The sequence below is a fragment of the Streptomyces javensis genome, from assembly GCF_039525925.1.
In the GTDB taxonomy this organism is placed as follows: Bacteria; Actinomycetota; Actinomycetes; order Streptomycetales; family Streptomycetaceae; genus Streptomyces; species Streptomyces asiaticus.
This window is the reverse complement of the sequence record NZ_BAAAIF010000003.1, coordinates 153,155-177,480: the sequence shown is the minus strand read 5'-3', so window position 1 is coordinate 177,480 and position 24,326 is coordinate 153,155. Positions and strand designations below refer to the sequence as shown.

Annotated in this window: 17 protein-coding genes and 1 pseudogene; 16 read left to right on the top strand and 2 right to left on the bottom strand. The window is 72.5% G+C overall.

Annotated features, from left to right (window positions below; all coding sequences use genetic code 11):
- Positions 1 to 95 precede the first annotated feature (95 nt).
- A complete protein-coding gene (locus tag ABD329_RS04865) occupies positions 96 to 923 on the top strand; it encodes a Fic family protein (RefSeq protein ID WP_198276003.1) in 828 nt (275 codons plus the stop codon).
- Between the two features lie 380 nt (positions 924 to 1,303).
- Here the strand turns inward: ABD329_RS04865 and ABD329_RS04860 are convergent, their stop codons facing one another.
- Positions 1,304 to 2,140 (bottom strand): HAD family hydrolase, encoded by an 837-nt coding sequence (locus tag ABD329_RS04860; RefSeq protein WP_182467671.1) that lies wholly within the window; start codon positions 2,138 to 2,140, stop codon positions 1,304 to 1,306.
- Between the two features lie 453 nt (positions 2,141 to 2,593).
- Between ABD329_RS04860 and ssd the strand changes: the two genes are divergently transcribed.
- From ssd to ABD329_RS04825, 7 genes and pseudogenes are all read left to right on the top strand, one after another.
- The gene (gene ssd, locus ABD329_RS04855) at positions 2,594 to 3,703 is read left to right on the top strand and encodes a septum site-determining protein Ssd (protein WP_198276004.1); all 1,110 of its coding nucleotides are present in this window, start codon (positions 2,594 to 2,596) and stop codon (positions 3,701 to 3,703) included.
- Positions 3,700 to 4,866 (top strand): TadA family conjugal transfer-associated ATPase, encoded by a 1,167-nt coding sequence (locus ABD329_RS04850; protein ID WP_198276005.1) that lies wholly within the window; start codon positions 3,700 to 3,702, stop codon positions 4,864 to 4,866. Before ssd ends, ABD329_RS04850 begins: the two co-directional genes overlap by 4 nt.
- The gene (locus ABD329_RS04845) at positions 4,863 to 5,825 is read left to right on the top strand and encodes a type II secretion system F family protein (protein ID WP_344316000.1); all 963 of its coding nucleotides are present in this window, start codon (positions 4,863 to 4,865) and stop codon (positions 5,823 to 5,825) included. Before ABD329_RS04850 ends, ABD329_RS04845 begins: the two co-directional genes overlap by 4 nt.
- Complete coding sequence (locus ABD329_RS04840; protein ID WP_198279035.1) at positions 5,822 to 6,640, top strand: type II secretion system F family protein; 819 nt, start codon at positions 5,822 to 5,824, stop codon at positions 6,638 to 6,640. The genes ABD329_RS04845 and ABD329_RS04840 overlap by 4 nt, the downstream gene beginning before the upstream one ends.
- Before the next feature lie 157 nt (positions 6,641 to 6,797).
- Positions 6,798 to 6,995, top strand: coding sequence for a DUF4244 domain-containing protein (locus ABD329_RS04835; protein ID WP_198279034.1), 198 nt, complete (start codon positions 6,798 to 6,800; stop codon positions 6,993 to 6,995).
- A 130-nt stretch (positions 6,996 to 7,125) separates the two neighbouring features.
- On the top strand, positions 7,126 to 7,566 hold the full coding sequence (locus ABD329_RS04830) for a TadE family type IV pilus minor pilin (protein WP_309142806.1): 441 nt from the start codon (positions 7,126 to 7,128) through the stop codon (positions 7,564 to 7,566).
- 59 nt (positions 7,567 to 7,625) lie between these two features.
- Positions 7,626 to 7,961 (top strand): annotated as a pseudogene (locus ABD329_RS04825) (Rv3654c family TadE-like protein); the annotation flags it as partial.
- A gap of 111 nt (positions 7,962 to 8,072) precedes the next feature.
- Here ABD329_RS04825 and ABD329_RS04820 read toward each other — a convergent pair.
- The gene (locus tag ABD329_RS04820; protein ID WP_198279032.1) at positions 8,073 to 10,529 is read right to left on the bottom strand and encodes a DEAD/DEAH box helicase; all 2,457 of its coding nucleotides are present in this window, start codon (positions 10,527 to 10,529) and stop codon (positions 8,073 to 8,075) included.
- Between the two features lie 54 nt (positions 10,530 to 10,583).
- On the opposite strand from ABD329_RS04820, the gene bldG reads away from it, so the two are divergent.
- The 8 genes from bldG (at position 10,584) to tmk (ending at position 24,207) form a co-directional block, all read left to right on the top strand.
- The gene (gene bldG / locus ABD329_RS04815; protein WP_014061729.1) at positions 10,584 to 10,925 is read left to right on the top strand and encodes an anti-sigma factor antagonist BldG; all 342 of its coding nucleotides are present in this window, start codon (positions 10,584 to 10,586) and stop codon (positions 10,923 to 10,925) included.
- Positions 10,926 to 11,017: 92 nt separating this feature from the next.
- Positions 11,018 to 11,446, top strand: a complete 429-nt coding sequence (locus ABD329_RS04810) for an ATP-binding protein (RefSeq protein WP_020870239.1) — start codon at positions 11,018 to 11,020, stop codon at positions 11,444 to 11,446.
- A 725-nt stretch (positions 11,447 to 12,171) separates the two neighbouring features.
- Positions 12,172 to 14,610, top strand: a complete 2,439-nt coding sequence (locus tag ABD329_RS04805; RefSeq protein WP_198279031.1) for a sodium-translocating pyrophosphatase — start codon at positions 12,172 to 12,174, stop codon at positions 14,608 to 14,610.
- Between the two features lie 238 nt (positions 14,611 to 14,848).
- Positions 14,849 to 15,424, top strand: a complete 576-nt coding sequence (locus tag ABD329_RS04800; RefSeq protein ID WP_309142805.1) for a small secreted protein — start codon at positions 14,849 to 14,851, stop codon at positions 15,422 to 15,424.
- A 224-nt stretch (positions 15,425 to 15,648) separates the two neighbouring features.
- Positions 15,649 to 17,220, top strand: a complete 1,572-nt coding sequence (locus tag ABD329_RS04795; RefSeq protein ID WP_198279029.1) for a DUF7059 domain-containing protein — start codon at positions 15,649 to 15,651, stop codon at positions 17,218 to 17,220.
- Between the two features lie 296 nt (positions 17,221 to 17,516).
- On the top strand, positions 17,517 to 17,714 hold the full coding sequence (locus tag ABD329_RS04790) for a hypothetical protein (RefSeq protein WP_037955359.1): 198 nt from the start codon (positions 17,517 to 17,519) through the stop codon (positions 17,712 to 17,714).
- 209 nt (positions 17,715 to 17,923) lie between these two features.
- Complete coding sequence (gene topA / locus ABD329_RS04785) at positions 17,924 to 20,773, top strand: type I DNA topoisomerase (RefSeq protein ID WP_198279503.1); 2,850 nt, start codon at positions 17,924 to 17,926, stop codon at positions 20,771 to 20,773.
- A gap of 122 nt (positions 20,774 to 20,895) precedes the next feature.
- Positions 20,896 to 24,207, top strand: coding sequence for a dTMP kinase (tmk, locus tag ABD329_RS04780; RefSeq protein ID WP_198279504.1), 3,312 nt, complete (start codon positions 20,896 to 20,898; stop codon positions 24,205 to 24,207).
- Positions 24,208 to 24,326: the final 119 nt, after the last annotated feature.

Genomic DNA, 24,326 nt, shown 5'->3' with positions numbered 1-24,326 from the left:
TAGCGTAGGTGAGTGATCCCGGACCATGAGGGATTTACGTGAAGAACACCACTCCAACGAGGGGCGCCCGGTGTGAGGTGCGTAGTGTCGTACTCATGAGTACGTCAGCTGATCCGCTCGCCACCCTGGCCGCGCTGCCCGGTGTGGCTGAGTCCGTGAACGCCGTACGGACGGCCGTGGACCGGGTCTACGGGCACCGGGTGATGCGCCGCCGCAGCAATGAGGTCACCTCCGAGGCGGCGTTGCGCGGGGCGCGGGGTTCCGCCGCGCTGGCCGGTGCGGACTGGGCGCTGGAAGAGGTGCGCCGCCGCACCGATTTCGGGGCCGAGGGCGAGCCGCGCACGGTGGGGGCGGCGCTGCGGCTGACCGCAGAGGCGGGGCAGCTGCTGAGCATCTGGCGGCAGTCGCCGCTGCGGGTGCTGGCCCGGCTGCATCTGGTCGCGGCGGGCGGTGCGGAGGGCGACGAGAGGATCGGGCGCCCCCGGCAGTCGGGGGAGCCGGTGGACGAGCCGCTGATCGGGTCCGATCTGCCGCTGCCGGACGCGGACGAGGTGGCGGGGCGGCTCGATGGCCTGGCCCGGCTGCTGCTCGCGGGCAGCGAGGCTCCGGCGCTGGTGACGGCGGCGGTGGTGCATGGCGAACTGCTCGCCCTGCGGCCCTTTGTCTCCCGCAATGGCCTGGTGGCGCGGGCGGCCGAGCGGATCGTGCTGGTCGGCAGCGGTCTCGATCCGAAGTCCATCTGCCCGGCCGAGGTGGGGTACGCGGAGCTGGGCGCCGCGCCGTACATGGCGGCGCTCGAAGGCTATGCGTCCGGGACACCGGAGGGGATGGCGGTGTGGATCGCGCACTGCGGACGGGCGGTTGAGCTCGGGGTGCGGGAGTCCACGGCGGTCTGCGAGGCGCTTCAGCGCGGGGCGGCCTGACGCGGACAGGTGCGGTCCGACATCGGAGAGGCGCGGGCTGAGGCGGGGCGCGTGCGGCCTGACGTCGGACAAGGCGGGCCGGTCCGGACAAGAATTGCGGCGGTACCACATGGGCACCGCCGCTGGCACAGCTGCCGGGTTACCATGCGTGCAATCTCATTCGCCCATCAGGTCGGGAACTTCTGCCCGTCACCTGGTGCGGCTGGCCCGTAATCGACGGGTCGACGTCGCGTGGGTGCTCAGCATCTGTGCTCGGTCCGTGGGGCCTTGGCGTCTGGGGGTTTCCTCCCGGATACCCCTGGTCTCGCGGGCCGTCGATTCCTTTGTACTCCTGCGGGAGGCCAATCGGAACCCCTCACCGCAGATCTTTGCTGTTACCCCTAAATGCGGGCATAAAGGGCGCGGCGCCGATTGGTGTACCACAGCAGTCCGGCGGTGGCGGCGGCCGCGCCGACGGCCGCCGCCACGGCGAGAACCGGGCGCGGTGGCATGGAGAGTGAGGGCCTGCGCTGCTTCAGCCGCACCGGGCGGTTGAAGGAGAGCACCGGCCAGCCACGGGCCGCCGCCTCGCGCCGCAGCGCCCGGTCCGGGTTGACCGTATGCGGGTGGCCGACCGCCTCCAGCATCGGGAGATCGGTCACCGAATCGCTGTAGGCGTAACAGCGCGACAAGTCGTAGCCCTCCGACTCCGCCAACTCGGCGATCGCCTCCGCCTTGGTCGGGCCATAGGCGTAGTACTCCACCTCGCCGGTGAACACACCGTCCTCGACGACCATGCGAGTGGCCACCACGCGGTCCGCGCCCAGGAGCTCGCCGATCGGCTCGACCACCTCCGCCCCGGAGGTGCTGACGATCACCACATCGCGGCCGGCGGTGTGATGCTCCTCGATGAGCGAGGCGGCCTCGTCGTAGATGATGGGGTCGATGAGGTCGTGCAGGGTCTCCGCGACGATCTCCTTGACCTGCTGGACATTCCATCCTCGGCAGAGCGCGGAGAGGTACTTGCGCATCCGCTCCATCTGCTCGTGATCGGCGCGGCCGGCGAGGAAGACAAACTGTGCATAGGCGGTACGCAGTGCGGCCCGACGGTTGATCAGCCCACCCCGGTAGAAGGACTTGCTGAAGGTGAGAGTGCTTGACTTCGCAATGACCGTCTTGTCCAGGTCAAAGAAGGCAGCTGTCCGAGGCAAGGAGTGGTTTTCCACGACGCCGAGCATAGGGCCCACCATTCGGCGTAAGCTTAGGCGCGTGGGTTTGCCTGAGAAGGCTCTCGGGTACACCATGGAAGTCACGGATCGTTCGCGACCGTGCTAACCCGGCCCGACTCCTCCCCCCCCGAGTCGGCCGTGGGGACGACCCCCGCTCTCCCCCCCGGCGGGGGTCGTCGCATGTCCGGACGCTTTTTCGGCGTTCTCATGAGATCTTGCTCCCCTCCCTCGGGCCCCTGCGGTCCCGCCTCTCCACAGCTTGAGCGGTAACCGTACGTAATCGCTACGCTGCGCTCCGGAAGTCACTGGTTTAGGTGACTGGGATATTCACAACTGATGAGTTGTCCACGGTTTTGGACCAAGATCCCCAAGATTTTCTGGATCGCAGCACGGTGATTCTCCGCGCTGCTCGCACTCGCCGTTCGCGGGAGTGAGAGCGCGTAACGGATATGGGAGGGGATCGTGACTGCATCCATCACACCGGAACGCCCTTCGGCGACCGAAGGACAGCGAAGCAGACCGCTCATCGTCACCGAGGACGAGGCGCTTCTCGACGATCTGCTGCGGTTGTGCGCGGCGGCCGGAGCGGAACCGGAAGTGGCGCATGGCGCACTCACCCGTCGGGGCAGTTGGGAGGCCGCGCCGCTGATTCTGGTCGGCGACGACTCGGCCGCCCGGCTGTCCGACCGAGCCCGCAGACAAGGGGTGCTGCTCATCGGGCGCGATCTGGACGACCACGGCATCTGGCGGCGGGCGGTGGCGCTCGGCGCCGACAATGTGGCGTTCCTGCCCGATGCCGAGACCTGGCTGGTGGACCGGATCGCGGATGTCGCCGAAGGCGTGGGGCGGCAGGCCCTGACCATCGGGGTGATCGGCGGTCGCGGCGGCGCGGGCGCCTCCACCCTCGCCTGCGCCCTGGCGGTCACCGCGGCCCGCTCCGGTCGGCGCACCATGCTGATCGATGCCGATCCGCTGGGCGGCGGGCTCGATGTGCTGCTCGGCGGCGAGGGCGCGCAGGGGCTGAGATGGCCCGCCTTCGCCGAGTCGCGGGGGCGGGTCGCCGGAAGCGCCCTGGAGGAGTCGCTGCCGGAGTTGCACGCACTGCGGGTGCTCAGCTGGGACCGCGGCGATTCGGTCGTCATCCCGCCGTCCGCGATGCGGGCGGTGCTGGCCGCGGCCCGACGGCGCGGCGGGGTCGTGGTGGTGGATCTGCCGCGCCGCGTCGACGACGCGGCGGCCGAGGCGCTGTCCCAGATCGACCTCGGGCTGCTGGTCGTCCCGGCGGAGCTGCGAGCGGTCGCGGCCGCCCACCGGGTGGCGTCCACGGTGGGCATGGTGCTGCGGGATCTGCGTGCGGTGGTGCGGGGTCCGTGCGGGCCGGAGCTCGGCGACGAGGAGATCGCGGAGCTGCTCGGGCTCCCGCTGGCCGGTCAGCTGCCACCGGAGCCGGGCCTGGCGGACGCGTTCGAGGGCGGGGAGCCCCCGGGTGGCAGCCCTCGTGGCCCGCTCGGCCGGTTCTGCGCCGAGTTCTGGGCGCGCGTCCTCGCCGACGAGGGAGGTGCCGGCGCATGAGCGTCGTATCGCCGGATCTGCTGGACGCGGTGCGGCTGCGGCTGGCCGGGAGCGGCGCGGAGCCCACGCCCGCGCGGGTGGCGTCGGCCCTGCGCGAGGAGGGGCGGCTGCTCGGCGACACCGAGGTGCTCGGGGTGGTGGAGGCGCTGCGCTCGGAGCTGGTCGGCACCGGCCCCCTGGAGCCGCTGCTGGCCGCCCGCGACGTCACGGACGTCCTGGTCACCGCGCCCGACGAGGTGTGGGTGGACCGCGGCTCCGGGCTGGAGCGCGCGGATGTCACCTTCGGGGACGCGGCCGCCGTGCGCAGGCTCGCGCAGCGGCTCGCCGCGGTGGCCGGGCGGCGGCTGGACGACGCCCGGCCATGGGTGGACGCCCGGCTGCCGGACGGGACCCGGCTGCATGCGGTGCTCCCTCCGGTCGCGGTCGGCTCGACCTGCCTCTCGCTGCGGGTGGTGCGCCCCCGGGCGTTCTCCCTCGCGGAGCTGGAGGCGGCCGGGACGGTGCCGCCGGACGGCGCGCGGCTGCTGCGGGCCATGCTGGACGCCCGGCTGTCCTACCTGATCAGCGGCGGCACGGGCTCGGGCAAGACCACGCTGCTGAGCACCCTGCTCGGGCTGGTCGGGCCGCGGGAGCGGATCGTCCTCGCCGAGGACTCGGCCGAGCTGCGGCCCGACCATCCGCATGTGGTCCGGCTGGAGACCCGCCCCGCGAACCAGGAGGGCCGGGGCCAGGTCACCCTGCGGGACCTGGTGCGGCAGGCGCTGCGGATGCGTCCCGACCGGCTGGTGGTCGGCGAGGTGAGAGGCGCGGAGGTCACCGATCTCCTGGGGGCCCTGAACACCGGCCATGAGGGCGGCTCCGGCACTGTCCACGCCAATACGGCGGCCGATGTGCCCGCGCGGCTGGAGGCGCTCGGCTCGACCGCCGGCCTGGACCGGGCCGCGCTGCACAGCCAGTTGGCGGCGGCGCTGTCGGTCGTGGTCCATCTGGTGCGGGACCGCGCCGGGCGGCGCAGGATCGCCGAACTGCATGTGCTGGACCGGGACCGGGCGGGCTTTGTCACGACCGTCCCAGCGGCCGTCTGGAGCTCCGAGGGCTTCGAGCGGGTGGCGGGCTGGCAGCGGCTCCAGCGGCTGTGCGCACGGGGCGGAGGTGCGGCATGACGGGCGCGGGAGCGGACCCGGGGGCGCTGACTCTCTGCGCGATGACGCTGTGCGTGGGGGCGGCCTTATGGCTGCTCACCGGGCGGGACCGGGAGCTGCGCCGGGCCAGGCTGCTGTTGGCCGGCGGCGCACCCGTCGAGCCCGAGGGAGCCGACCCGGTGCGGCGGCTGTCCGAGACCGCCGTCTGGCTGCGGGAGCGCTGGCGGGTCAAGTACGGCGGGCGGATGGGGCGTGAGCTGCTGTGTCTGCCGGTCGGATGTGTGATCGCGCTGCTGGGCGCGTCGGTTCTGCCGCTGCTCGGGGCGGTGCTGGCCACTCCGGTCGTCGGCCGCCGGCTGCGGTCCCGGCGGAGCGAGCGGGATCGTGTCCGGCGCGCCGCCGGGGTGATCCAGCTCTGTGCCACCGTGGCAGGCGAGCTGCGGGCCGGGAGGCATCCCGGCGAGGCGCTGCTGGCGGTGGACCCCCGCCATCTGAGGGAGCGCTGGGGGCTGGTGACGGCCGCGGCGCGGTTCGGCGGGGATGTGCCGGACGCCCTGCGGAGAGTCGCCCGGCTGCCGGGCGCCGAGGGGCTGACCGGGGTCGCCGCCTGCTGGCAGGTGGCGGTCGACGAGGGGGCGGGGCTGGCGGCGGGGCTCGACCGGGTGGCGGCGGCGCTGCGCGCCGAGCGCGACCAGCGGGAGAGCCTGGACGCCAAGCTGGCGGGAGCCAAGGCCACCGCTCTCGGGCTGGCCGTGCTGCCCATCGTCGGGCTGGTGCTGGGCGGCCTGATGGGCTCCGATCCGCTGCATGTGCTGCTGCACACCCCGGCCGGGCTGAGCTGTCTGCTGGTGGGTGGCCTGTTGGAGTGGGCGGGCCTGGTCTGGACCGGTCGGATGGTGCGGGCGGCGCGTGAGCCGGGGCGGCGGCGAGGGGCTCCGCACCTGGGCCGAGGTCCAGTGGGTCGCCGGGGTGGCCGATGAGCGCCGAGGTTGTCCACAGCCTGGGGATTTCGCTGTCCTTCCTGGCCGCGGCCCTGTGCACGGCGATGGCGGTGGTCGAGGCCCGTCGGGAGCGAGGCGCCCGGCGACGGCTGGCGGCGCTGCTTCCGGGTGCGGAGGACGGGCGGCCGAGGCGGGCCCGGCCGTGGCGGCGGTGGCGCGCCGGGGCCGGTGCGGGTGCTCTGCCCGCCTGGGCCGCGCCGGGCGGCGCGCTGATGATCGCCGTCGTCCTCGTCGGAGGGCCGCCGGGGTGGATGCTGGGCCTCGCCGCGGCCTGCGGCCTCTGGCGGTGGCAGCGGCCCCGCCGGGCCACGGCTGGGCGGTCCGGCCCTGACCGGCACCTCGAGGCCCTCGCCGCGCGTCAGATCCCGCTGGCCGCCGATCTGCTGACGGCCTGCCTGGCGGCCGGAGCGGGCCCGCGAAGGGCTGCTGAGGCGGTGGGAGGTTCGCTCGGCGGCCCGGTCGGTGAGCGGCTTGCTCAGACCGCGGCGGAGCTGCGGCTGGGCGGCGAACCGGCCCACGCCTGGGGGCGCATCGGTGCCCTGCCCGGAGCGCAGGGGCTGGCGCGCGCCCTGGAACGTGCCGGGACAACGGGCGCTCCGGCGGTGGAGCCGGTGTCCCGGCTGGCGGCCGAATGCCGGGCCGAGCAGGGGCGGGAGGCGATGCGACGGGCCGACCGCACCGGTGTGCTGGTCAACGCACCACTCGCTGGCTGCTTCCTCCCGGCGTTCCTGCTGGTCGGCCTGGCCCCGGTGATGATCGGGCTGGCCCGCGGCCTGATGGGCGACGGCCCCTGAGCACATGCGGCACCACGATGACAACACAGCGAACAGCAGCGGGACCAACGACAGCCGCGTGTGCGGCAGATGCACGACAGCAGCACGACGAACGACGCGGCACGACGAACGACGACACCGCGGTTGGTGACGCCGCGGACAGGACAAGGGGGCCGACATGGTGAAGCAGTGGTGGGTACGGCGGTACGCGGCGGCGCGGGCGAAGGCCGAGGCGGGCATGACCACCGCCGAGTACGCGATGGGAACGATCGCGGCATGCGGTTTCGCCGCGGTGCTCTACAAGGTGGTGACCAGCGGGGCCGTCAGCGGCGCGCTGGAGTCGGTCATCGGACGGGCGCTCGATGCGCAATTCTGAGTCGCCGGGGACCGGGGAGCGGACGGGCCCGCGCGCCAGGAGCGGCGCGCGGGGCGTCCCGAGGGCCAGTGGCGTCCGGAGGACCAGCGGCGTCCGGAGGGCCCGTAGCGGCGTCTCGAGGGCCTGGAGCGTGCCCAGGACGGGCGTTCCGGGGGCCCGGGGCCCCGCGCGAGACGGCGGCTACGTAACGGCGGAGGCGGCCGTCGCGTTGCCCGTGCTGGCGTTGGTCGCCCTGATGCTGATCTGGGGGCTGATGGCCGCGTCCGCGCAGCTTCAGTGCGTGGACGCGGCCAGGGCCGGGGCGAGGGCGGCGGCACGTTCGGAGCCGGAGGCGGACGCGATGGCCGCCGCCCGCTCGGCCGCCCCTGACGGGGCTCGGGTCGAGCTGTGGCGGGAGGGGGACCTGGTGCGGGTGCGGGTCCGTACCAACGCCGCCGGTCCCGGTCCGCTGGCGGTGAATCTGCGCGGCGAGGCCGCCGCGCTCGCCGAGGACGCGGTGGGCGCGGATGACGCGATGGGCGGAGGCGGCGCGGGCGGCGCGGACGGTACGGCTCGGGAGGCGATCCCGTGAACTCGGGAGGCGGTCCCGTGAGCCCGGGAGGCGGCCCTGTGAGCCCGGGAGGCGGTCCCATGAGCCCGGGAGGGGGTCCCGTGAGAAGGGCGGACGACCGGGGGTCGGCCACCGTCTGGACCGCGCTGGCCGCGACGGTGCTGTGCGTGGTGTTCGCGGCCGTGCTGGCGGCCGGGCAGGCCACGCTGGCGCGCCATCGGGCGGGCGGAGCCGCCGACCTGGCGGCGCTCGCGGCGGCGGACCACGGCCTGGAGGGGGCTCGTACGGCGTGCGGTCTCGCCCGGCGGGTGGCCTCCGCGCAGGGGGCGCGCGTGGTGCGGTGTGCCCTGAGCGGTGAGATCGCGGATCTCACGGCGGAGGTGCGCACCGGCCCGTTCGCCCTCCGCGTCCGGGCGCGGGCGGGGCCCGCGGGCTCTCCGGTCACCGGATCGCCGTCCGCACCGGGCGGCGGGGAACGCTCATTGCCGGGCGGCGGGGGACGCTCATTGCCGGGTGGCGGGGAGCGCTCACTCGGCGGTCGGCGGCTGCTCCGGGGCGCCGGCGAGCAGGGTCGTCAGCAGGCGGATGGCGGCCTTCTTGTCCAGCGGGTCGTTGCCGTTGCCGCACTTGGGCGACTGGATGCAGGACGGGCATCCCGCCTCGCACTCGCACACGGCGATCGCCTCCCGGGTGGCCGCCAGCCAGCGGGCGGCCGTGTGGAAGGCGCGCTCGGCGAAGCCCGCGCCACCCGGATGCCCGTCGTAGACGAAGACGGTGGGCAGCAGCGTGTCGGGGTGCAGCGGGATGGACACCCCACCGATGTCCCAGCGGTCACAGGTGGCGAAGAGCGGCAGAATGCCGATCGAGGCGTGCTCGGCGGCGTGCAGGGCGCCGCCGAGGGCCTGGGGGTGCACCCGGGCCTCCTCGAGCTGGTCGTCGGTCACCGTCCACCACACGGCCCGGGTGCGCAGGGTGCGCGGCGGAAGGTCCAGCTTGGACTCGCCGAGGACCTCACCGGTGATCAGCTTGCGGCGCAGAAAGGAGACCACCTGGTTGGTGACCTCGACCGAGCCGAAGCACAGCCGCGCGTCCCCCCAGGGGATCTCGGTGGTGGTCTCCAGGATGGAGATCGCCGTGGTGTCGCGGGCAGTGGTCGAGTAGGGCGGAGTGGCCTCCTCCACGAGGGCGACCGAGTCGTCGAGGTCGAGCTGTTTGACGAGATAGCTCCGGCCCTGGTGGAGGTGGACGGCGCCCTCGTGGACGGTGGTGTGGGCCGCCGCGGCGTCCACCGTGCCCAGCAGCCGGCCGGTGGCCGCCTCCACGACCTGGACCGGGCTGCCGCCCGCCCCGCGGATGTCGGTGAGGTCGGCGGCGCGCTCACGGCGGGTCCAGTGCCAGGCCTTCGCCCTGCGGCGCAGCAGCTTGCGCTGCTCCAGCTGCGGCATCAGCTCCTCCGTGGCGGGCCCGAAGAGCTCCAGGTCGGGCTCGGTGAGCGGAAGCTCGGCCGCGGCGGCGCACAGATGGGGCGCGAGGACGTAAGGGTTGTCCGGGTCCAGGACGGTGGACTCCACCGGCTGCCGGAAGAGGGCGTCCGGGTGATGGACGAGATAGGTGTCCAGCGGGTCGTCCCGGGCGACCAGGATCGCGAGGGCCCCTTCGCCGGTGCGCCCGGCCCGCCCCGCCTGCTGCCACAGGGAGGCGCGGGTGCCGGGATAGCCCGCCACGACCACGGCGTCCAGCCCGGCGATGTCCATCCCCAGCTCAAGGGCGGTGGTCGCGGCGAGCCCCAGCAGCTCACCGGAGTGCAGGGCCTTCTCCAGGGCGCGGCGCTCCTCGGGGAGATAGCCGCCCCGATAGGCGGCGATCCGGCCCGGCAGCGAGCGGTCCACCTCCGCGAGCCGCTCTTGGGCGATGAGCGCGATGAGCTCCGCGCCCCGCCGGGAGCGCACGAAGGTGACCGTACGGACGCCCTGGACGGCCAGGTCGGTGAGCAGGTCCGCGGACTCGGCCGTGGCCGTGCGGCGCACCGGGGCGCCCTGCTCACCGTGGAGCTCGGTCAGCGGTGGCTCCCAGAGGGCGAAGACGACCTCGCCGCGGGGCGAGCCGTCCTCGGTGATCTCCGCCACGGGCACGCCGGTCAGCCGGCACGCGGCGACCGCCGGATCGGAGGCGGTGGCCGAGGCGAGCAGGAACACGGGCGAGGAGCCGTAGCGGGCGCAGACGCGGCGCAGCCTGCGCAGCACCTGGGCCACATGGGAGCCGAAGACACCCCGGTAGGTGTGGCACTCGTCGATCACCACATAGCGCAGCGCGCGCAGGAAGGAGGACCATCTGGGGTGGCCGGGCAGGATGCCCCGGTGGAGCATGTCGGGGTTGGTGAGCACGTAGTTCGCGTACTGCCGGACCCACTCGCGCTCCTCGACGGGCGTGTCGCCGTCGTAGACCGCCGCCCGGATGCCGGTGCCCAGCGGGGCGGTGAGGCCGGCCACCGCGCGCCGCTGATCGGCGGCCAGCGCCTTGGTGGGGGACAGGTACAGGGCGGTCGCCCCCCGGCCGCTGGGCTCCTCCGAGCCGTCCAGCAGGGTGCTGAGGACGGGGGCCAGATAGGCGAGGGACTTGCCGGAGGCGGTTCCGGTGGCCACGACCACCGATTCGCCGCGCAGCGCGTGTTCGGCCGTGCGCGCCTGGTGGGCCCAGGGGCGCTCGATGCCGACCGCGCGAATGGCGTTGATCACCTCTGGCCGGATCGCCGAGGGCCAGTCGGCATGGGTTCCCGGGCGTGGGGGCAAGTGCTCCGTATGAGTGATGCGCGTGCTCCGGCTCGCCCCCGTGCTCAACCGGCCGAGGACGGCCCGGGGTGAGGGGCGTATGCCCGCCTGCCGCGGGATTTGGTTGTCGGCCATCGACACCGAGTGTGTCACTGGTCTGACGGACAATGGTCTCAAGGCGTCGTGCACGCCTGCTGGTAAGTGATTGAATGCCATCGCGGCTGCCGATCCATGGGGGGCGACCGCTCGATGCAAGGTGCTGGAGGATCCGTGGACCTGTCCCTGTCGACTCGGACCGTCGATGACCGCACGGTCGTCGAGGTCGGTGGCGAGATTGATGTATACACCGCGCCCAAGCTGCGCGAGCAGCTGGTCGAGCTTGTCAACGACGGCAACTACCACCTGGTCGTCGACATGGAGGGCGTCGACTTTCTCGACTCCACCGGACTCGGCGTGCTCGTCGGCGGGCTCAAGCGAGTGCGAGCCCACGAGGGCTCGCTGCGCCTGGTCTGCAACCAGGAGCGCATTCTGAAGATCTTCCGCATCACCGGCCTGACCAAGGTGTTCCCGATTCACACCTCGGTCGAGGACGCTGTCGCGGCGACCGACTGACAAGATCGCCGAAGGAAGACACAGAAGGGGGTTCCGGGCGGCGCTCGCCCGGCCCTCCCCATACGCACGCCCATACGCCCGAGGGGGATGGCATGGCCACCGTCGAACTCCGCTTCAGCGCGCTGCCCGAGCACGTCAGGACCGCTCGTCTTGTCGCGGCGGCCGTGGCGCGCCGGGCGGGGGTGGATGAGGCCGTGCTCGACGAGGTGCGGCTCGCGGTCGGCGAGGCCTGCACCCGCGCGGTCGGGCTCCACCTGAGCAATGGGGTGGAGGCACCGGTGCGGGTGATCCTGACCGAGGAGGAGAAGAAGTTCTCCATCGAGGTCGGTGACGAATCCCCGACCTCGGCGGCCCTGGCGCCCGGCTCCCATCCGGAGGCGGACGACGAGGCCGAGGGCGAGGACGAGATGGGTCTCGCCGTCATCAGCGGGCTCGTCGACGATGTCGAGGTGACGACCAGCGAGACCGGTGGAGTGATCCGGATGAGCTGGCCGACCTCGCCCCAGCCTCTGGTGTCCTAGCCCAGGCCAAGGTCTTCGGCGACCTGGCCCACCGGTTCGGGTTCCGCCCGTACCGGTTTCGGGCCATGTCCTCGTCGGCCCGGAGCATGTCGTCGCCGGATCGGGCCATGTCATTCTCGCCGGTTCGAGGCATGTTCTTGCCGGTTCGGGCCCTGCCCCAGTGGGCGGGGGCCTCTCGCCTCGCCCCGGGCTCGGGCCCGGGACTCGCTCTGGCCGCCAAATCGAGCCCATCGAGGGGTCATCCGTCCGTCATCCCTCGCCCGATCTTCGGGGCCACCGGACCGGCCGTTTCAAGATCGCCGATCCGGCTGTCGGTGTGCCCGCGCCCGCTCGGCGGCGCTGTCCCGGCGCACCCCCGGCGCACCCCACGGCGCATCTCTCGGCGCGCGCTTTTTCGATCTCGGGCGTACGCTCTGAACAGCGCTTTTCTCAGTGCGGCGCAATCGCCGCAAGATCGCAATTGAGATCATCCATATAGATCATTTATAGAGATCACTTTACATCCGTCATCGAATTGTCGACCTTCCTTCTTCCGAAGGAATTCGTACCGCCAAACCTATTGATCTTCGCTGGTGCGGGGGAATTCCCATTCCGGCGCCCTGTTTTGATCGTGTGACGCTCCCTACAATCCGTCCACATCTCGAGCTCAGGACGCCTGAGCGCGGCGGCTCTTCTGCGGTCGCAGAACTGCTGCGCGCCCATGTGCCAAACGTCAAGGAGGACGAATGGCGGGGCCTCTCACCCCTCATCAGCTGGACCTCACCCCAACCCTGGCCGCCGCAGAGCTGACCGACGACAACCGTGTGATCGTGCTGGTGATCGCCGCCGTCGCGATCGCGGCGCTCGCGGTCGCGGTGGTGCTGGTACGACAAGTCCTCGCGGCCGGCGAGGGCACGGACAGTATGAAGAAGATCGCCGAAGCCGTTCAGGAAGGCGCCAATGCCTATCTGGCCCGGCAGCTGCGCACCCTCGGTGGATTCGCCGTGGTGGTGTTCTTCCTGCTCATGCTGTTGCCGGCGGACGACTGGCCGCAGCGCATCGGGCGTTCGGTGTTCTTTCTGATCGGTGCGGCATTCTCGGCTGCGACCGGCTATATCGGGATGTGGCTCGCGGTGCGCAGCAATGTGCGCGTCGCGGCCGCCGCCCGTGAGGCCACCCCCGAGCCGCCGACCACGCCCGTCAATGGCGATTCGGCCGCTTCCGCGCCCGGTAAGCCGAGCGTGGATCTCACGGCCGTCTCGCACAAGGCAATGAAGATCGCATTCCGTACCGGCGGTGTGGTGGGCATGTTCACCGTGGGCCTCGGACTGCTCGGCGCCTCCTGCGTGGTGCTGGTCTACGCGGCCGACGCGCCCAAGGTGCTGGAGGGCTTCGGGCTCGGCGCCGCGCTGATCGCGATGTTCATGAGGGTCGGCGGCGGCATCTTCACCAAGGCCGCCGACGTCGGCGCCGACCTCGTCGGCAAGGTCGAGAAGGGCATCCCCGAGGACGACCCGCGCAACGCCGCGACCATCGCGGACAACGTTGGCGACAACGTCGGGGACTGCGCCGGTATGGCGGCCGACCTCTTCGAGTCGTACGCCGTCACCCTGGTGGCCGCGCTGATCCTCGGCAAGGCGGCCTTCGGCGACTCCGGACTGGCCTTCCCGCTGCTGGTCCCGGCCATCGGCGTGGTCACCGCCATGATCGGGATCTTCGCCGTGGCCCCGCGCCGCTCCGACCGCAGCGGGATGAGCGCCATCAACCGGGGCTTCTTCATCTCCGCCGTGATCTCGATGGCGCTGGTGGCGATCGCGGTCTTCGTCTATCTGCCGTCCAGCTACGCGGACCTCGACGGTGTCACCAACCGCGAGATCCTCGGCCACAGCGGTGACCCACGGGTGCTCGCGCTCGTCGCGGTCGCCGTCGGCATCGTGCTGGCCGCGCTCATCCAGCAACTCACGGGCTACTTCACCGAGACCACCCGGCGCCCCGTGCGGGACGTCGGCAAGACCTCGCTGACCGGCCCGGCCACCGTGGTGCTCTCCGGTATCTCGCTGGGTCTGGAGTCCGCCGTCTACTCGGCGGTGCTGATCGGCCTGAGCGTCTACGGCGCCTTTCTGCTCGGCGGCACTTCGATCATGCTGGCGCTGTTCGCCGTGGCGCTCGCCGGTACCGGTCTGCTCACCACGGTCGGCGTGATCGTCGCCATGGACACCTTCGGCCCGGTATCCGACAACGCCCAGGGCATCGCCGAGATGTCCGGCGATGTCGAGGGCGCGGGCGCGCAGGTGCTCACCGACCTGGACGCGGTCGGGAACACCACCAAGGCGATCACCAAGGGCATCGCCATCGCCACGGCGGTGCTCGCGGCGGCCGCGCTCTTCGGCTCGTACCGCGACGCCATCGCCGAGGCGGTGAGCGACGTGCACACCTCCGTGGCCGGGGAGATGAATCTGAACCTGGACATCTCGCAGCCCAACAACCTCGTGGGCCTCGTCCTCGGCGCCGCCGTCGTCTTCCTCTTCTCCGGGTTGGCGATCAACGCGGTGTCGCGGTCGGCCGGTGCGGTGGTCTTCGAGGTGCGGCGGCAGTTCCGCGAGAAGCCCGGGATCATGAACTACACCGAGAAGCCGGAGTACGGCCGGGTCGTCGACATCTGCACCAAGGACGCGCTGCGCGAGCTGGCCACACCGGGGCTGCTCGCCGTCATGGCGCCGATCGCCGTCGGCTTCACCTTCGGGGTCGGCGCGCTCGGCTCGTTCCTGGCGGGCGCGATCGGCACCGGCACGCTGATGGCCGTCTTCCTCGCCAACTCCGGCGGCGCCTGGGACAACGCCAAGAAGCTGGTCGAGGACGGTCACCACGGCGGCAAGGGGAGCGAGGCCCATGCCGCGACGGTGATCGGAGACACGGTCGGCGATCCCTTCAAGGACACCGCCGGACCCGCGATCAACCCGCTGCTGAAGGTGATGAACCTGGTGGCGCTGCTGATCGCCCCCGCGGTGGTCAAGTTCTCCTACGGGGACAACGCCAGCCCGGGGCTGCGCGCGGCCGTCGCGGTGATCGCCGTCGTGATCATCGTGACCGCCGTCTACATCTCCAAGCGGCGCGGAATCGCCGTAGGTGACGAAGACAACTCCGAGCACGTGGCGAAGTCAGCCGACGCGGCGGTGGTGTCCTAGCCCCGGAGGGGGCCAGGGGGCCGGGAAGGCCCCCGCGACATGCGGGCGGGCGGTGTGCGACGGCGCATCGTCCGCCCGCTTCAGTGTCCGCGGTGCGCCATCCGCTCGATGAGGCCATGTCCACAATGAGCGTGGTGCAAATGCTCTTAAAGATATTCATACGGGACGCTCTCCCGGTGGGCTTCGCCGGATGGACGTGTATGTTCCGGGGCCGAGAGCCATGGAAGGGACCAATCCGGTGAACAAGAAGCTTGTGGCTGCACTGTCCGGCGGTGCGGCACTCGTACTGGCGCTGACCGGCTGCGGGGGCGGTGACGACGACGACAAGAAGGTCAACGACTGGGCCAAGTCGGTCTGTGACGAGGTGCAGCCGCAGCTGAAGAAGATCCAGGGCGCAAACACCGCGATCCAGGGCGCTGCCGACGAGCAGGACTCCAAGAAGCTCCAGCAGACCGACTCCAAGGCGTTCCAGGAGATCTCCGAGTCCTACGGGGCACTCGCCAAGGCCGTGAACAAGGCGGGCCCGCCGCCCGTGGACAGCGGCGACAAGACCCAGAAGCAGGCGGTCAAGGAGCTCAACGCCACCTCGGGGTCGTACACGAGGCTGAAGTCGGCCATCGACAAGTTGGACACCTCCGACAAGTCCAAGTTCGCCCAGGGGCTCGCGGGCGTCGCCGATGAGCTCGACAAGCTCAGCAAGTCGGGTGACCAGGCCCTACAGAAGCTCCAGGAGGGCAAGGTCGGCTCGGCGATGGCCAAGCAGCCCGGCTGCCAGAAGCCGAAGACGGCCGGCGGCGCCGCGACGCAGTCCTAACCGGTCCTCGCCGATCTCGCAGCCCCCGTAGCCCCGTAGCCTCGTGGTCCTTCCGGGCGGTCCCCGTAGTCCTTACGCGGACCGCCCCGGAGTTCTGCTGCCAGGGGCCAACGCCGTCCTCCGGCGCGCCCTTTGTCGGCCCGTCACCGCCGTCGGCGCGGGCGATGTCGTCCCGATGCCGACTGCCGTCGCCCGCTGTCGGTGATTGCCCCGACAATGGGGGCGTGAGTACGCACCAGCCCTCGTTCCGCCTCCCCATCGCCGACCCCGAGCGCACGGCCCGCCTGCGCGAGGCGCTGTCGGCCGCCTCCTTCACCGCCGACGGTCTGCTGGACCTGTTCGGCCCGACCGCCTACACGGCCCTGGCGCGCGGGGAGACCGTCCCGGCGCTGCGCGCCACCCGGGGCGGGAGCGGCCCGCTGGAGACCCTGGTGCGGCTCTTCCTGCTACAGCGCGCCGTGGCGTACGGGCAGGCGGCTGCGGCCCTCCCGGCCGAGGACTGCCTCGCCGACGGCTGGCTGGTGCGCGACGGCGACGAGGTGCGCGCGAGCGTGGACGTGCGGCCTTACGGTGGGCCCGAGGGCCAGGACTGGTGGATCGTCTCCGACCTGGGGTGCGCGGTCGGCGGCGCGGCGGGGATCGGTGGCCCGGGCGGCGCGCGCGGCCGTGAGGACCGCTCCCGGCTCGTCCTGGGGGTCGGCGGAGCGTCCACCACGCTCGCCGGTCTCACCGTGCCCGCGCCCGTGGACCGGGTCCTCGACCTCGGCACCGGTTCCGGCATCCAGGCGCTGCACGCGGGCCGCCACGCCACCCGCGTGACCGCCACGGACCGCAATCCGCGCGCCCTTGCCATCGCCCGGCTGACCCTCGCCCTGTCCGGAGCGGCGGAGCCGGATCTGCGGGAGGGGTCGCTGTTCGAGCCGGTCCGGGACGAGACGTACGACCTGATCGTCTCCAACCCGCCCTTTGTGATCTCCCCGCGCTCCCCGGAGGGCGGCGAGCTGGTCTACCGGGAGGGCGGGATGTCCGGGGACGATCTGTGCCGCACCCTCGTCCAGCGGTCCGCCGGGCATCTCGCCGACGGCGGCTGGTGTCAGCTGCTGGCGAACTGGCAGCACGTCGAGGGGGAGGACTGGCGGGAGCGGCTGGCCTCCTGGGTGCCGCCCGGCTGTGACGCGTGGATCGTGCAGCGCGAGGTGCAGGACGTCACCCAGTACGCAGAGCTGTGGCTGCGCGACGCCGGTGAGCACCTGGCCGGTCCCGAGGCGTACGCGGCGCGCTACGACGCGTGGCTGGACGAGTTCGAGGCGCGGAAGACCTCGGCCGTCGGCTTCGGCTGGATCACCCTGCGCAAGTCCGGCGCCGACCGGCCCTCGGTGACCGTGGAGGAGTGGCCCCATCCGGTCGAGCAGCCGCTGGGGGCCGAGGTCATGGCCCACTTCGACCGGCAGGACTTCCTGCGCACGCATGACGACGCGGCGCTGCTGACCGCCCACTTCCGGCTGGCGGACGAGGTGGTCCAGGAGCAGGTGGGCCCGCCCGGGGCCGAGGACCCCGAGCATGTGGTGCTCAGGCAGCACCGGGGGATGCGGCGCGCGACGACGGTGGACACGGTCGGGGCGGGCTTCGCGGGTGTGTGCGACGGCACACTCAGCGCCGGCCGGATCCTGGACGCCATCGCCCAGCTGCTCGGGGAGGACCCGGTGGTACTGCGCGACCGCACCCCGGAGTCCATCCGGCTCCTGGTCGAGCAGGGCTTTCTGCGGCCGGTCGACGACGGCATAGGGACGTCATGACGGCGTAGAGACGTCATGACGGCGTAGGGATGTCATGACGGCGTAGGGATGCCATGACAGCATAGGGACGCCACGGCAAGACAAGGCAGGCACGACAAGAAGTGCGCCGAACGTGCGCTGGAGGCGTGCGCCGGTGGTACAGCACTCACCTTCGCGCCCCCGTATGGCAGGAAGCTGCCGCCGGGGCCGCCGAAGGGGCCATGCCGGGGCGGGGCGCGGACGGGGCCCGGCGGGGCGACGCGCGCTGTTCACCCGGGGTTCGCGCTCACGCCTCCCGCGCGTGCCACGCTCCCGCCATGGAGAGCGGACCTGCGATCTTCGCCGGAACGGCATTCGTGTTGTTCGGCGCCGCGCTGCTGCTGTGGACGGCGGCGCGTCTGAGGCAGCGTGTGCCCGTCGCACACGGTGTGAGTCCTGTCGCTTCCGCGGTGCTCTCCCTCTTCTTCGGTATCGCCGCGCTCGGCGGCGGAATCTGGTGCCTGGGTTACGCCTGACAGGGCCTTCCACGCTGCCTCGTGCCGGTCCGGGCGGCAGACAGGACGGTTGTCGGGTTACCGTTCGAGTGGCGTTGCGGGCTTTTTCCGTTTGACACGGGGGCGGGATGTACCGTCACACTCCGCAGCGTCACCGCACAGGGAGGCCGTGAGCGTTACCCGCACGGCACTGCCCGTTCACCGAGAGTCGACCGGAGAGAAGAGCCAAGTTGTCCCCGACCACCAGCGAGACCGCACAGGGCGGCCGCCGACTCGTCATCGTCGAGTCGCCTGCCAAGGCGAAGACGATCAAGGGCTACCTCGGCCCGGGATACGTGGTCGAGGCCAGCGTCGGGCACATCCGGGATCTGCCGAACGGTGCGGCCGAGGTCCCCGACAAGTACACCGGCGAGGTCCGGCGCCTCGGCGTGGACGTCGAGCACGACTTCCAGCCCGTCTATGTGGTCAACGCTGATAAGAAGAGCCAGGTCAAGAAGCTCAAGGAGCTGCTCGCCGACTCCGACGAGCTCTTCCTGGCCACCGATGAGGACCGCGAGGGCGAGGCCATCGCCTGGCACCTCCAGGAGGTCCTCAAGCCCAAGGTCCCGGTGCGCCGGATGGTCTTCCACGAGATCACCAAGGACGCCATCCGGGCCGCCGTGGCCAACCCGCGCGAGCTGAACCAGCGCCTCGTCGACGCCCAGGAGACCCGCCGCATCCTCGACCGCCTCTACGGCTACGAGGTCTCGCCGGTCCTGTGGAAGAAGGTCATGCGCGGCCTGTCCGCGGGCCGGGTCCAGTCCGTCGCCACCCGTCTCGTGGTCGAGCGCGAGCGCGACCGCATCGCCTTCCGCTCCGCCGAGTACTGGGACCTCACCGGCACCTTTGCCACCGGCCGGGCCGGTGACGTCAGCGACCCCGGCACCTTCGGTGCCCGCCTTACGGCCGTCGACGGCCTCCGGGTCGCCCAGGGGCGCGATTTCACCTCGCTCGGGCAGTTGAAGGACGGCCTCAACGTCCTCCACCTGGACGAGGCGGGCGCCCGCTCGCTGGCCACGGCCCTCGCCGACACCGCCTTCACGGTGCGCTCGGTGGAGTCCAAGCCGTACCGCCGCTCGCCGTACGCGCCGTTCCGCACGACGACCATGCAGCAGGAGGCCAGCCGCAAGCTGGGCTTCGGCGCCAAGGCCACCATGCAGGTCGCGCAGAAGCTGTACGAAAACGGCTACATCACCTATATGCGTACGGACTCCACCGTCCTGTCGGACACGGCGGTGGCGGCGGCCCGGGCGCAGGTCACCCAGCTGTACGGGGCCGACTACCTGCCCGACAAGCCGCGCACCTACGCGGGCAAGGTCAAGAACGCCCAGGAGGCGCACGAGGCCATCCGCCCCTCGGGAGACCGTTTCCGCACCCCGGCGGAGACCGGCCTCACCGGCGACCAGTTCCGGCTCTATGAGCTGATCTGGAAGCGGACCGTCGCCTCCCAGATGAAGGACGCGATCGGCAACTCGGTCACCGTCAAGATCGGCGGGCGGGCGAGCGACGGCCGGGACGCCGAGTTCTCCGCCTCCGGTAAGACGATCACCTTCCACGGCTTCATGAAGGCCTATGTGGAGGGCGCCGACGACCCGAACGCCGAGCTCGACGACCGCGAGCGCCGGCTGCCGCAGGTCGCCGAGGGCGACCGGCTCACCGCCGAGGAGATCACCGCCGACGGCCACGCGACCAAGCCCCCGGCCCGCTACACCGAGGCGTCGCTGGTCAAGGAGTTGGAAGAGCGCGAGATCGGCCGCCCGTCGACCTACGCCACGATCCTGGGCACCATCCTCGACCGCGGCTACGTCTTCAAGAAGGGCACCGCGCTCGTACCCTCCTTCCTGAGCTTCGCCGTGGTCAACCTGCTGGAGAAGCACTTCGGCCGGCTGGTCGACTACGACTTCACCGCCAAGATGGAGGACGACCTCGACCGCATCGCGCGCGGCGAGGCCGAGGCCGTGCCGTGGCTGAAGCGCTTCTACTTCGGCGAGGGCGCCCAGGCCGGCGCCGCCGAGGCCGGGAACGGCGACGGCGACCACCTCGGCGGCCTCAAGGAGCTCGTCACCGACCTGGGCGCGATCGACGCCCGGGAGATCTCGTCCTTCCCCGTGGGCGACGGCATCGTGCTGCGCGTCGGCCGCTACGGGCCGTACGTCGAGCGCCCGTCGGAGGTCGAGGGCGGCACCGGCCAGCGCGCCGACGTCCCCGACGACCTGCCGCCGGACGAGCTGACCGTGGAGCTCGCGGAGGAGCTGCTCGCCAAGCCGAGCGGTGAGTTCGAGCTGGGTCCCGACCCCGAGACCGGTCGCATGATCGTCGCCAAGGACGGCCGCTACGGCCCGTACGTCACCGAGGTGCTCCCCGAGGACACCCCCAAGAGCGGTAAGAACGCCATCAAGCCGCGTACGGCCTCCCTGCTGAAGTCGATGTCCCTGGACACGGTGACCCTGGCGGACGCGCTCAAGCTGATGTCGCTGCCGCGTGTGGTCGGCACCGACGCCGAGGGCGTGGAGATCACCGCGCAGAACGGCCGCTACGGCCCGTACCTGAAGAAGGGCACGGACTCGCGGTCGCTCGAGACCGAGGACCAGATCTTCAACATCACGCTCGAGCAGGCGCTGGCGATCTACGCCCAGCCCAAGCAGCGGGGCCGGGCCGCGGCCAAGCCGCCGCTGAAGGAGCTGGGCACCGATCCGGTCAGCGAGCGGCCCGTGGTGGTCAAGGACGGCCGCTTCGGTCCGTACGTCACGGACGGCGAGACCAACGCGACGCTGCGCCGCGACGACGACGTGGAGACCATCACGCCCGAGCGCGGCTTCGAGCTGCTCGCCGAGAAGCGTGCCAAGGGCCCGGCCAAGAAGACCGCCAAGAAGACGGCGGCGAAGAAGACCGCGGCCAAGAAGACGGCGGCGAAGAAGACGGCCGCCAAGAAGACCGCGGCGACGAAGACGACAGCGAAGAAGACGGCCGCCAAGAAGACGACCGCGAAGACCGCCGCCAAGAAGACGGCGGCCGAGAGGTCGTCGGCCAACGCCGAGTAACCGGCCGAGCGGCGGGCGGGAAAGCGGAGGAAGGCGGAGCAATCCGCACGCCATCCACGGCTCACCGCCCGTTTGTTCGGCCGGGGGGCCGTGGATTCATGTGATCCGGATAGGCTGGCGGGATGACGCGAGAGCAGCCAACGGACGTGACCGCCACTTCCGGTGCCCTTGCCGCGGACTCCCGCGAGCGGGCCGTACGAGCCCTGCTGCGCTATCAGCCGCTGCGGCGGCTGTGGAGCGCTCAACTCGTCGGCGGTGCCGGGGACGTGCTCGCGGTGCTGGTCCTGGTGCTGCTGACGCTCCAGGCGTCGGTGGCTGCCGACTCCTTCGGCGGCGGCTATCGCGGCGCGGCCTTCGCGGTGGCGGTGGTGCTCGGCGTACGGCTCTTCGCGACCGTGCTGTTCGGCGCGGTGCTCCTCGGGCCGCTCGCCGCGCTGATCGGCCCCTCCGGGCCGCTGGACCGCCGCTGGACCATGGTCGGTGCGGACGGTCTGCGGCTGGTGCTGCTCCTCATCGCGCCGCTGTGGATCGACTGGGCCCCGGCCGACGCCGTCGCCTGGCTGCTCATCACCACCTTCGTCGTCGGCGTCGTGGAGCGCTTCTGGACCGTCGCCAAGGACGGCGCGGCCCCCTCGCTGCTCCCGGCGCCGCCCGCCGAGGGCGCCGCGGTGCGGCCGCTGCCCGACCATCTGGACGCGCTGCGCCGGCTCTCGCTCCGTACGAACTTCCTGACGCTGCCGATCGCGGCCGCCGTGCTGCTCGTCGTCACCCTCATCGGCAGGCTGCTGGGCACCGGCGTGGAGTGGTTCCACACCCACCAGGCCGCCCTCGGCTCGTACGTCGGCGCCGGACTCTTCGCCGCGTCGATCTCGATCCTCACCTTCATCGAACTGCCCGGCGCGCAGACCAGCCGCACGCGCTCCCCCCTGGAGGGGCTGCGCCGCCCCCGTGCCGCCTCCGGGAGCGGTGCCGACAAGGGCCGCACCGGAGCGGTTCCGCTGCTGGTGCTCGCCTGCGCCGGGGTGGCGGGCGCGATCGCCGCGGCCGTGGGCGTCGCCCCGCTACAGGCCATGGACCTCGGCGGCGGGCCGGTCGGCTTCGCGCTGCTCGTCCTCGTCCTGACCGGCGGTCCGGCGATGGGCATCCGCTGGGCCCCCAAGGTCCTCCCGGGGCTGTCGCGGCGCCGGCTGCTGGCGCTGTCGGTCGCGCTGACCGGGCTCGCGCTGCTCACGGTGGGCCTGGTGCACGACACCACCACCGTCGTGCTGATCGCCCTGATCGCGGGTGTGTCGGCGGGTGTCGCCGCCCACACCGGCCACTCCCTGCTGGACCAGGAGTCCGAGGAGACCCGCCGGCCCCGGATGACCGAGCATGTGCAGGCCGTCGTCCGCGTGGGCGTCGGGCTCGGCGCGGTCGCCGCGCCGCTGCTCGCCGCCGTCATCGGACCGCACCGGCTCGGCAGCGGCGACTTCGTCTTCGCCCACGGCGGCGCGGCCTTCACCCTGATGCTGGTGGGCGCGCTGCTGCTGCCCGTCGCCGCGCTGGTCCTCGGCCGGACCGACGACCGGCAGGGCGTGCCGCTGCGGCGCGATCTGCGCGAGGCGCTGCTCGGCGGGGGCGGCACGGACGAGGGCCCGGCCGCCACCGGCTTCTTCATCGCCGTCGAGGGCGGCGACGGCTCGGGCAAGTCCACCCAGGTGGAGGCGCTGGCCGAGTGGATCAGGGCCAAGGGGCACGAGGTCGTGGTGACCCGTGAGCCGGGCGCCACCGCGATCGGCAAGCGGCTGCGCTCGATCCTGCTCGACGTCTCGTCCGCCGGGATCTCGCACCGCGCCGAGGCGCTGCTGTACGCGGCGGACCGCGCCGAGCACGTCGACACCGTCGTCCGCCCGGCGCTGGAGCGCGGCGCGGTCGTCATCTCCGACCGCTACATGGACTCGTCCGTCGCCTACCAGGGCGCGGGACGCGACCTGGCCGCGACCGAGATCGCCCGCATCTCGCGCTGGGCGACGAACGGCCTGGTGCCGCATCTGACGGTGCTGCTCGACGTCTCGCCGGAGACCGCGCGCGAACGCTTCACCGAGGCCCCGGACCGGCTCGAGTCCGAGCCCGCCGAGTTCCACCAGCGCGTACGGGCCGGATTCCTCGCCCTCGCCGCCGCCGACCCGGCCCGCTACATCGTCGTCGACGCCGGGCAGCTGCCGGAGGCGGTCACCTCCGTGGTGCGCCACCGCCTGGACCAGATGCTGCCGCTGTCCGAGGCGGAGGTGAAGGCCCAGGAGGAGGCCCGTAAGGCCGCCGAGGAGGAGGCCCGTCGGCGCGCCGAGGAAGAGGCCGCCCGTAAGGCCGAGGAGGAGCGGCTGGAGCGCGAGCGCCAGGAGGCGCTCGCCAAGGCCCGCGCCGAGGAGGAGGAGCGCAAGCGGCGCGAGCTGGAGGAGGCCCGCCAGCGCGAGGCCGAGCGGCAGGCGGAGGCGGCCCGGCAGCGGGCCGAGGACGCGCGCCGCAGGGCCGAGGAGGACCGCAAGCGCATCGAGGCGGAGGACCGCGCCCGCGCCGCCGAGGAGGAGCGGCGCCGCCTCCAGGCGGAGGCGGACGCGCTGCGGCGGGCCGAGGCCGAGGCGCGCCGCCAGGAGGAGCAGCGCAAGGCCGAGGAGGCGCTGCTGCGGGCCGAGCAGGCACGGCTGGCGGCCGACGCGGCGTCCTCCGGGGCGGACGCGCCGACCGTGGAGACCGAGGCCCCGGCCCCGCCGCCCGAGGACGAGGACGGCTCCCGCGGCACCGGTGGCGCCCGGGGCGCCGCGGGTCCCGGCGCGGACGACCCGCACCCGGACACGACGGAGACGGTCCAGACGCCGAGGTTCGACCCCCGGGCGGGGTACGGCGGCGAGTCCGGCCGTCCCGGTACCGGGCCTGCGGCGGCCGACGATACCGCGGTGCTGCCGCCCGTGCCTCCCGCGCCGCCCGTACCGCCCCAGAGCGGCCCGGACGCCGACGAGACCGCTGTGCTCCCGCCCGTACTGCCCCAGGACGGCCCGGAGCGCAGGGGCGGCCCGGACGCCGAGGAGACGGCCGTCCTGCCCCAGCCGCCCGCCGAGCCGCCCGCGAACGCGGCCGACGAGACGGCCGTCCTGCCGCCCGTGAGGGACGAGCGCTCTGCCGACCCGGCGGACCGGGTCCCGCCGTGGCTGTTCCGCCCGGACGAGGGCCAGGGCCAGGGCCACGAGCACGGCCGGGACAGCAATGAGCGCACGCGCGAGCTGCCGCAGTACGGGCAGGGCCAGGGCTATGACCAGGGTCAGGCGCAGGGCGAGGCGGAACCGCCGCGTCGGCGCCGCCGCCCCGAGTGGGCTGAGGAGACCCCGTTGGACGACCTCCCGTCCCTGGCCGACGAACTGCTCGGCCCCCACGACGACGAGGACGGCCGCCGCCGCTGACGGTCGGGTGCTGACGGTTCGGCCGGGCGCCGCCGCGGCTGGCGGCGCCCGATGAGCCGGTACGGGCCGCTCATGGTGCGGCTCGGTGCCGCCGATGGCCGCGTTCGGCTGGCGGGCCG

Coding starts and splice junctions, on each gene's coding strand:
- ABD329_RS04820 (WP_198279032.1), bottom strand. CDS start 10,529: ATGGCATTCAATCACTTACCAGCAGGCGTGCACGACGCCTTGAGACCA.
- ABD329_RS04840 (WP_198279035.1), top strand. CDS start 5,822: ATGAGCGCCGAGGTTGTCCACAGCCTGGGGATTTCGCTGTCCTTCCTG.
- ABD329_RS04850 (WP_198276005.1), top strand. CDS start 3,700: ATGAGCGTCGTATCGCCGGATCTGCTGGACGCGGTGCGGCTGCGGCTG.
- ABD329_RS04845 (WP_344316000.1), top strand. CDS start 4,863: ATGACGGGCGCGGGAGCGGACCCGGGGGCGCTGACTCTCTGCGCGATG.
- ABD329_RS04810 (WP_020870239.1), top strand. CDS start 11,018: ATGGCCACCGTCGAACTCCGCTTCAGCGCGCTGCCCGAGCACGTCAGG.
- ABD329_RS04860 (WP_182467671.1), bottom strand. CDS start 2,140: ATGCTCGGCGTCGTGGAAAACCACTCCTTGCCTCGGACAGCTGCCTTC.
- ABD329_RS04865 (WP_198276003.1), top strand. CDS start 96: ATGAGTACGTCAGCTGATCCGCTCGCCACCCTGGCCGCGCTGCCCGGT.
- tmk (WP_198279504.1), top strand. CDS start 20,896: ATGACGCGAGAGCAGCCAACGGACGTGACCGCCACTTCCGGTGCCCTT.
- ABD329_RS04805 (WP_198279031.1), top strand. CDS start 12,172: ATGGCGGGGCCTCTCACCCCTCATCAGCTGGACCTCACCCCAACCCTG.
- ABD329_RS04790 (WP_037955359.1), top strand. CDS start 17,517: ATGGAGAGCGGACCTGCGATCTTCGCCGGAACGGCATTCGTGTTGTTC.
- ABD329_RS04835 (WP_198279034.1), top strand. CDS start 6,798: ATGGTGAAGCAGTGGTGGGTACGGCGGTACGCGGCGGCGCGGGCGAAG.